Annotated in this window: 6 protein-coding genes; 5 read left to right on the forward strand and 1 reads right to left on the reverse strand. The window is 62.9% G+C overall.

The window, feature by feature from the left end; all coding sequences use genetic code 11:
* Window positions 1–317 precede the first annotated feature (317 nt).
* Entirely contained in the window at window positions 318–1,124 is an 807-nt protein-coding gene (locus EN879_RS19095; RefSeq protein WP_063169111.1) for an alpha/beta hydrolase, read from the forward strand.
* A gap of 98 nt (window positions 1,125–1,222) precedes the next feature.
* On the forward strand, window positions 1,223–2,776 hold the full coding sequence (locus EN879_RS19100; RefSeq protein ID WP_063169110.1) for an acetolactate synthase large subunit: 1,554 nt from the start codon (window positions 1,223–1,225) through the stop codon (window positions 2,774–2,776).
* Window positions 2,777–2,791: 15 nt separating this feature from the next.
* Here the strand turns inward: EN879_RS19100 and EN879_RS19105 are convergent, their stop codons facing one another.
* Window positions 2,792–3,094 carry a BolA family transcriptional regulator gene (locus tag EN879_RS19105; RefSeq protein WP_063169109.1) on the reverse strand — a complete coding sequence of 101 codons (303 nt, stop codon included), beginning with the start codon at window positions 3,092–3,094 and terminating at the stop codon, window positions 2,792–2,794.
* 181 nt (window positions 3,095–3,275) lie between these two features.
* On the opposite strand from EN879_RS19105, the gene EN879_RS19110 reads away from it, so the two are divergent.
* The 3 genes from EN879_RS19110 to EN879_RS19125 form a co-directional block, all read left to right on the forward strand.
* Complete coding sequence (locus EN879_RS19110) at window positions 3,276–3,905, forward strand: J domain-containing protein (RefSeq protein WP_013529366.1); 630 nt, start codon at window positions 3,276–3,278, stop codon at window positions 3,903–3,905.
* A gap of 123 nt (window positions 3,906–4,028) precedes the next feature.
* A complete protein-coding gene (cobS, locus tag EN879_RS19115) occupies window positions 4,029–5,015 on the forward strand; it encodes a cobaltochelatase subunit CobS (RefSeq protein WP_013529367.1) in 987 nt (328 codons plus the stop codon).
* A 471-nt stretch (window positions 5,016–5,486) separates the two neighbouring features.
* On the forward strand, window positions 5,487–6,729 hold a 1,243-nt coding region (locus EN879_RS19125), incomplete at its 3' end, for a cobaltochelatase subunit CobT (RefSeq protein ID WP_245493839.1).

Here is a 6,729-nt window from a genome sequence, read left to right on the forward strand (position 1 = left end):
ATGCTGATCTCTTCCTGCGCCGCGTTGGTGTAAATTTCCGAAAAGAGATCGAAGACGTCAGACTGGTTCTCTCGCATGATGCTTTTGCCCTCGGAGCCGCTGTGGCTTCCATTCGGCTCGTCTCGCATTCAACTGCCGGGGGGCACCGTTTGTTCCCTTCATGTGAAGAGGTGGCCGCGATCTTAAGGATTGAGGCTACTCCGCGAGACCAAAGCGCTCGTTGCGGAGCCGTATTCAGCGGGTAGCGGGTGTGTTGCGAACCCCTGACTGGACGGCTGGGGCGGCCGCGTGCAGTCTTGCCTTGCCAGGAGACAATGATGATCGATCGACGAAGCCTGATCATGGCCTCCATGGCGGCGATGCTGCCGTTGGAAGCGTCGGCCGCGTGGAAAACACGCCGGCCCACGCCAGAAACCTTCGACTACGGGCCGGCCAAGCTCGACATCTACGCGCCCGATGGTGCAACCGGCCTGCCGGTCGTGTTTTTCGTTCATGGCGGCACCTGGCAGTTTGGCAAACGCAGTCAGGTGGACGCCAAACCGGCCTTCCTGCTCGCCAACGGCTTCTGCTTCGTCTCCATCGATTACCGCATGCTGCCGCAGGCCAATGTCGCCACCCAGGCTGGTGACGTCGAAAAGGCCTATGCTTACATCAGGGCCAACATCGCCCGGCATGGCGGCGATCCCAACCGCATCGTCGGCATGGGCCATTCGGCCGGCTGCCATCTGGTTGCGCTGACCGGCATGCGCGGCGGATTGCCGGGCATAGCCGCGCTCATCCTCGACGACACCAGGGCCTATGATCTTGCAGCACTTGCCAAGAATGGCGGTATGGTCCGGGCCTATGCCCGCGTCTTTTCCGATCCCGCGCAATGGGCGGCACTTTCGCCGGCCAGCTATGTCGACGGCCGCAAGCACCCGCCGACTTTCATCGCCTATTCGCGGGCATCGGGCCGGAGCGAGGACTCCAGGGCCTTTGCCGAGCGCCTGCGATCGACGGGCACCAAGGTTACGCTGTTCGACGGCAGCGCCTATACGCATATGTCGATCAATCGCGATTTCGGCGAGGAGGGCGACGCGCTGACCGCGGCCGCGCTGGCATTCCTGAAATCGACGGTTGGCTGATCTTTACGGCACTGGATTAGATCAAAAGTAGCGGCAAGACATTGCTGCAGGTGCTCGCGGGTGCAACTGCTCTGCGATCTTGAGCGGGAGGGAATTGCATGAACGGCGCCGATGTCCTGTGTGACGTGCTTCTGGCCAATGATGTGACGGTCTGCTTCGCCAATCCCGGCACCTCCGAAATGCACTTCGTTGCAGCGCTTGACCGCAAGCCGAAAATGCGTTGCGTGCTCGGGCTGTTCGAAGGCGTGGTGACGGGTGCCGCCGATGGCTATGCGCGGATGACCGATCGGCCGGCCGCGACGCTGCTGCATACCGGTCCCGGCCTGGCCAACGGGCTGGCCAACATGCACAATGCCCGGCGTGCCTTCAGCCCGATGATCAACATCGTCGGCGACCACGCCTCTTACCATCTGCCGCTCGATGCCCCACTCACCAGCGATATCGAGAGCCTTGCGGCGCCGATGTCCAACTGGGTCGGCCGCGTCAAGGGTCCGGCCGATGTCGTGCCGGCAGCTGAAGCGGCCTTTCGCGCCTCGCTGACACCACCCGGCGTCGCGACCCTGATCCTGCCGGCGGATGCCGCCTGGGGCGAAGTCGAGGCGGTTTTGCCCGGCAAGGTGACGTTGGCGCCGACGCCGGCCGTCGATATGGACGCGGTACGCAAGATCGCCGCGGCGATCCGTGCCGCTCCGGGCCGGGCCGGCATGATCGTTCGCGGAAAGGCCGCGCGCGCCGATGCGCTCGCCATCGCCGGGCAGATCTCGACGGGCAGCGACGTCCGGCTGTTCGGCGAGGTTCTGATCGCACGGATGCAACGCGGGCGCGGGCGTGTCGCGCCGACCCGCATCCCCTATCCGGTCGATGCGGCGATGGCTGTGCTGAGCGACGTCGATGTTCTGATCCTGGTCGGCGCAAAGGAGCCGGTTGCCTTCTTCGCCTATCCGGGAAAACCGGGACGGCTTGTCCGGGAAGGCTGCGAGGTGCTGACATTGGCCGCCCATGGCGACGATCTGCATGCGGCGCTGGAGGCGCTTCGCGACGAACTTGGCATCAAGCCGTCGCGACACAAGGTGCTGGCGGCCGCTTTTCCCGACGAGGCAACGCCGAACGGCAAGCTGACGGAAGATGCCGTCGCACTTTCGGTGGCGCGCAAACTGCCGGCCGATGCGATCGTCTGCGATGAAGCGGTCACCTCGGCCAGGCGTTTCTTCGCGCTGTCGGCCTTTGCCGCGCCGCACGACTACATGATGGGCACGGGCGGATCGATCGGTGGCGGCATCCCGATGGCGACCGGGGCGGCAATCGCCTGTCCCGACCGCAAGGTGGTCAATCTCGAAGCCGACGGCAGCGGCATGTACACGGTGCAGGGATTGTGGACGCAGGCGCGGGAAAAGCTCGACGTGGTGACGATCGTGTTTTCCAACCGAACCTATGCGATCCTGCATGGCGAGATGAAGAATGTCGGCGTCGGCGCCATCGGCGAGAACGCCAGGCGCATGCTCGACCTCGACCATCCCTCGCTCGACTGGGTATCGCTGGCCAAAGGCATGGGCGTGGAGGCGGCTCGCGCCGATACGTGCGAGCGCTTCGACGCGTTGCTGGACAGTGCGCTGTCACGGCGCGGGCCGTTCCTCATCGAAGCGGTGCTCTGAGCGCGGGGAAGCGACCTACCAGCGGGTCTTTTCGCCGGGAGCCGCGGGTTCGATCGCCAGCGCATGCACGCCGGCCTTCAGTTCGTCGGCAAGCAGTTCGTTGACGGCGCGGTGACGGTCGATGCGGCTCATGCTGGCAAAGGCGGAAGCGACGACGCGGACGCGAAAATGCGTCTCGCCGGTGCCGTCGTAAGTGCCGTGATGGTCGGAGCCGTGATGGTGGTGGCCGGCATGGAGATGGCTCTCGTTGATGATAACCAGCCTGTCCGGCGAAAATGCCTTGTTGAGCTTGTCTTCCATGGTCGCCTGTATGGACATCGCCATCTCCCTTCACCACATATCGTTGGCGTCTCGGCCTGGAAACCGAAAATCGGTTTCGCGAGGGGCCGCCGCCGCGCAACAAAATCCGCCATTCGCCTGCTTTATGCCGCGATTCAGCGGTTAGGGCGATGATCGCGAAAATGTCAATTCTTGTTTCGCATCTGCGAACGCCCCATAAATGGGTAAGATGAAGCCGTACCCCAAATATTTCGAGAAGATTCGCGTCCGTCCCGACAAGGACGCGGAGCTGAAGTCGCACTCGCCGATCTGCCAGTGGGACGGCTGCAAGGAAGCGGGCACCCATCGTGCGCCGGTCGGGCGCATGAAGGAGGGTGAGTATTTCCACTTCTGCTTCGATCATGTGCGCGAGTACAACAAGGGCTTCAACTACTTTTCCGGCGTGCCGGACACCGAGGTCGCGCGCTTCCAGAAGGAAGCCATGACCGGGCACCGGCCGACCTGGAAGATGGGCGCCAACGGGGCCTCGACCCGGTCGTCGCCCGATATGGCCCAGATGCGCTCCGGCCGCGCCGGCTACTATAACCGCATGCGCGACCCGTTCGACCTGTTCAAGGGACCCAAGGATCCGCGCGAGGCGCGCGAGCGCAAGGCCAAGCCGCTTGAGGCCAAGGCGCTGGAAACGCTTGGTCTTGATACAAAGGCGACTGGCAAGGAGATCAAGGCGCGCTATAAGGAACTGGTGAAACTACACCATCCGGATGCGAATGGTGGCGACAGAGGTTCGGAAGACCGGTTCCGCGATGTGCTGCAAGCCTATCGCGTGCTCAAACAGGCGGGCCTGTGCTGAGCGACCATACGGTTCGTGTCGTTTTCCAACTTTCATAAGGTTGGAAAAGGCTTTAAGACCGCCCCCGGACAAAATCGATTGCCGGCGAAATCAGACGTTTCGCCCGTGGAGACGTTGAGAGATATGAACAAGGTCGATCGCGACATCGCCAACCTGCCCGACACGACGGTGTCGGTGAAGGAGAAATTCGGCTTCGAATCCAAGATGGTGGTGCCGGCCTATTCGGTGACATCGGAGCATGTGCCCGACATCGACCCGGACTATCTGTTCGACAAGAACACGACGATGGCGATCCTTGCGGGCTTTGCCTACAACCGCCGCGTCATGGTGTCGGGCTATCACGGTACCGGCAAGTCGACCCATATCGAACAGGTAGCCGCCCGCCTCAACTGGCCCTGCGTGCGCGTCAACCTCGACAGCCATGTCAGCCGTATCGATCTCGTCGGCAAGGACGCGATCGTGGTCAAGGACGGGTTGCAGATCACCGAATTCCGCGACGGCATCCTGCCCTGGGCCTACCAGCACAATGTCGCGCTGTGCTTCGACGAGTATGATGCCGGCCGTCCGGATGTGATGTTCGTCATCCAGCGCGTGCTGGAATCGTCAGGCCGGCTGACGCTGCTCGACCAGAGCCGGGTTATCCGCCCGCATCCGGCCTTCCGGCTGTTTTCGACCGCCAACACGGTCGGCCTGGGCGACACCACCGGCCTCTATCACGGCACCCAGCAGATCAACCAGGCCCAGATGGACCGCTGGTCGATCGTCACCACGCTGAATTATTTGCCGCACGACAATGAAGTCGCCATCGTGCTGGCCAAGGCCAAGCACTATCGCGACGGCAAGGGCAAGGACATCGTCAACAAGATGGTGCGCGTCGCCGACATGACGCGCTCGGCCTTCATCAACGGCGATCTGTCGACCGTGATGAGCCCGCGCACGGTGATCACCTGGGCAGAGAATGCCGAGATATTCGGCAATATCGGCATGGCGTTCCGGCTGACCTTCCTCAACAAGTGCGACGAACTGGAGCGCTCGGTGGTGGCCGAGTTCTACCAGCGCGCCTTCGGCGAGGATCTGCCCGAGAGCGCCGCCAACGTGGTGCTGGGCTAAGACCGCTCCATGGGAACGACCCACCGGACGTTCCTATGGAGTCTTGTATTCCTCTGCTTTGGTCTCAGTCAGGCAGCCATGGCCCAGAACCAACCACTCAAACCTGGGCAGACTTGGACGTATCACGGCGCGACACCAGTATCCTCGCGTGTGATCATAGGCGCTGTCGATTATCTGGAAGGCGAAAGTCAGCCGATCGTATCGATCTCAGTCTCTGACGCGCCGATACCTAATGACGGAAAGCAGCTGCAAACAATCCCTCACCTCCCTGTAGCGGCTGACGTACTGAGAGAAAGTCTGGTTGAACTTGAGGGTGTTCGTCCAATTCCCGACGGGTTTGACCACGGATACAGTCATTGGAGACAGGCATATGACAGTGGGAAAGGCGGCTATTTTACGATCTCGGTCGAAGAGATTATCGGCCTCCTGCGCACTCAGCTTGGCCAGCGGCCAGCGGTACAATAGAGATAGATGATGGCGGGTCCGGGCGACAACACGCGCAACAAGTCGAAGACGGGCTCTGAAGCCGACAGCTTCAAGCGTGCCGTCACCGTCTGCATGCGCGCCATTGCCGGCGACAAGGAACTGGAAGTCGGTTTCGCCAAGGACCGGCCGGCGCTCGCCGGCAGCCGCGCGCGCTTGCCGGAGCTGCCCAAGAAGGCATCGAAGACCGATATCGCGATCACCCGCGGCCTCGGCGATTCCATGGCGCTGAAGCGCGCCTGCCATGATGTGCGCATCCACACCAAGCTGGCGCCGGAAGGCAAGGCGGCCCGCGCCATCTATGACGCGGTCGAGCAGGCCCGCGTCGAGGCGATAGGCTCACGCGCCATGCAGGGCGTCGCCGACAATATCGGCTCGATGCTGGAGGACAAATACGCCAAGGCCAACCTCGTCGACATCAAGGACAAGGCCGACGCGCCGATCGAGGAAGCTCTTGCCCTGATGGTGCGCGAGAAGCTGACCGGCCGTCCGATCCCGAAAAGCGGCGAGCGGCTGGTCGAACTTTGGCGCCCCTGGGTCGAGGAGAAGGCCAAGGCCGACCTCGACGGATTGTCGGCCAAGCTCGGCGACCAGCAGGCGTTCGCCCGGGTCGTGCGCGAGATGCTGGCCTCCATGGAAATGGCCGAGGAACTCGGCGACGACCAGGAGACGGAAGATTCCGAGGACAATGATGACAACCAGCCGCAAGGCGAGGAGCAGAGCGAGGAGGGCGGCGAAGAGGATTCCGGCTCCGAGCAGTCGCAGTCCGAGGATGCCGAAGCTTCCGCCGATGACGAACAGTCGGCCGAGACGGAAGCCTCCGACGCCACCGCCGACGATCTGTCCGACGATGACGACGCCGATGCCGAAACACCCGGCGAAGCGCGCCGCAACGACAATCCCTTCACCAATCTGCCGAAAGAGATCGACTACAAGGTCTTCACCACCGCTTTCGACGAGACGGTCGGCGCCGAGGAGTTGTGCGAAGAAGAAGAGCTCGACCGGCTGCGCGCCTTCCTCGACAAGCAGCTCGCCAACCTGTCCGGCGTCGTCGGGCGGCTGGCCAACCGCCTGCAGCGCCGGCTGATGGCGCAGCAGAACCGCTCCTGGGACTTCGACCTGGAAGAGGGCTATCTCGACCCGGCACGGCTGGTGCGGGTCGTCATCGATCCGATGCAGCCGCTGTCGTTCAAGCAGGAGCGCGACACCAAGTTCCGCGACACGGTGGTGA

It is taken from the genome of Mesorhizobium sp. M7A.F.Ca.AU.002.02.1.1 (assembly GCF_003998535.1).
GTDB classification, from domain to species: domain Bacteria; phylum Pseudomonadota; class Alphaproteobacteria; order Rhizobiales; family Rhizobiaceae; genus Mesorhizobium; species Mesorhizobium ciceri.